General features: G+C 54.4%; 2 protein-coding genes. One reads left to right on the top strand and one right to left on the bottom strand.

What is annotated here, in order from left to right:
* On the top strand, positions 1-1,492 hold a 1,492-nt coding region (locus AC1DRJ_RS25035), incomplete at its 5' end, for a hypothetical protein (protein ID WP_477804522.1).
* 308 nt (positions 1,493-1,800) lie between these two features.
* Here AC1DRJ_RS25035 and AC1DRJ_RS25030 read toward each other — a convergent pair.
* Positions 1,801-2,106: a DUF2288 domain-containing protein gene (locus AC1DRJ_RS25030; RefSeq protein WP_477804521.1), complete on the bottom strand. Its 306-nt coding sequence runs from the start codon at positions 2,104-2,106 to the stop codon at positions 1,801-1,803.
* Positions 2,107-2,250 lie beyond the last annotated feature (144 nt).

Raw genomic sequence — 2,250 nt, 5'->3', positions numbered from 1 at the left:
CTCGTACCTGATCGACAGCTGCGGGATCAAAGCCAACCAGTCGCGCTTGTATTTCTCGATTTTCAGCGCCGGCGGCGGTACCGGTTCGGGCATGGCCTCGGAATTTGGCTTGGCCCAGCAGCACTCGTACATGAGCAAAACGTTCGACACCAAGCCGATGGACGAGCACGACGGCAAGAGCGGTCATTCCTTTGTCTTCGAGCCGATCTTCACCAGCGGAATTTGCGTACTGCCTAACATTTCCGATCACCGCAGCGAAATGTCCGAGGCGCTGCACATCAACGCCGGTCGCCTACTGTGTAAATATCTGTCGGAAGAGTGGGACTTCTCCCACAACTTCGCCAATGAAGACAGCAGCGAAGCCAGCGTCATGGGCCGTATCCGCCCATGGAACGCCATGATGCTGATCTCCAACGACATCATGCGTTATGCCGAAGAAAGCGATGATGGCAACATCCAGAGCATTGACGTCAATGCCATGGAAAAACACGCCAACCAATACATCTCGCAGCAAATCTTCAACATCCTGACGGCGCAAGCGGTCACAACGGACTATGACCAGAACTATTTCCGCCGCGCCGGCATCGACATCGGCGAAACCATTCGCCTCGACGCCAACGACCTGTTCATGAGCCTCGCCGGTCCGGTGGCGATTGCCTACGCCGAGTCCGTGGTGCCGGAAACACCGCCGCCAAACAGCGACAAGTTCAAGGTCTTCGAGAAAGAACCGCAGCGACTGAACATCGACGATTTGTTCTTCCGCTCCATTGACCTGCCGCACTTCAACAAAGTAACCCAGGCAATCGAAGGCATCAGCCTGCTGCCTATTGAGTCCAAGCGCTATCGCGCCTCGCTGGAGCAGTACAAGAATTCCGGATACGTCGCGGCGGCGTTGCACGACCTGCACTTCTTCAAGAACTGCTCGTCAGTGGTGTCGATTGTGTCCTTGCCGAAGGACTACAAGCTGTCCTACATGGACCTGCACCGGTTGAAGACCCATCTCAACAGCCTGTTTCCGAACACTACGCTCAAACGTTACGCATTGGTCATCGGCGCATCGGCCAACTTGTCGCTGACCACCCTGATCGCCAAGAGCCCGTGCCTGTCGGACGACTTCCTGACGCTGATCGTAGCGTTCATCAAGCGCTGCTTTGCCAAGAACCCGTACCGTTTCGACGAGACGCTGGATAACTCGATCCTCGACTTCATCATTAATGAAGAGTTCGACGAAGACCGGATCGGCGACTTGCTCAATGAATTCGAGAACCCGGCGAAGATCCTCGATACCAACTGGTACGCGATCAAACCGATGTACGAGAAGAAGTACCGTGAGCTGATCAATGACAAGGACAAGTTTGTCTCGATCAACGACATTCGCTTGTCACGTGATTGCGTAAAGAAGGCGATCAAGTACCTGCGTGAGATCTACCGTCACCAGATTGGCAAGACCAAGGTTATTTCGCTTAATAACCATACTGGCAAGACTGTCTGAGATCGGTTTGACACCCCGTCGCCTCCAATCGCGAGCAGGCTCGCTSCCACAGGGATCGCATTCTTTCTGAAGAAACGCGGTCAACTGTGGCAGCGAGCCTGCTCGCGATAGCGCTCTCAAATCCGCTACAAATCCACATCCAGAAACAATTAAGCAGCCTTTCGACAGCTCACTGAACTGTTCCCGTTACGTTTACGTCACCGTGATGCTGGCCATGCCTGTGGCCTTTCTCCACGGCCACATGCCATCACGCTACTCCCCTACACACTTTCGGCCGCCAACAGGACGCACCAATAAAGCGCAACGACTCAGCTCGTCGCCCTTTCCTGGATCAGAATCCACGGCGAAACCACCACGGCCCACAGTTCCGGATCCCGTTCAAAAAGATCCAATGCCCGCGTTTCAGAGAGCTTGGCGACTTGATCGGAGGCCAGCCAGGCAGCGACTTTCTCGCCTACATCTTGGGCTACGGCTTCGGCGGCAGCGATCAAATCCAGACCAGGGTCGACCCACAATAGGGCACCCTTGGCGAAGAACGGTTCCAGCTCTTTCCAGGTAATAGATGCGGTTTCACCAAGCAGCTTGGCATAGAGGGTGCTAGGTTCTTGAGTCATGGGTCCTGTCCGGAAAAGAAATCGACGCGAATGATAACGTTGGTGCTCCGTCAGAAAAACCCGGATGCAATTTAGTCACCGATTGAAAAACGCAGGAAAGCCAAGGAATGCTGCTGAATCAAGCAATTAGCCAGCTAACATCCC

Source organism: Pseudomonas sp. P5_B2 (assembly GCF_056400445.1).
Note: the sequence above shows the minus strand (reverse complement) of the source record. Positions and strands in the feature narration are given on the sequence as shown.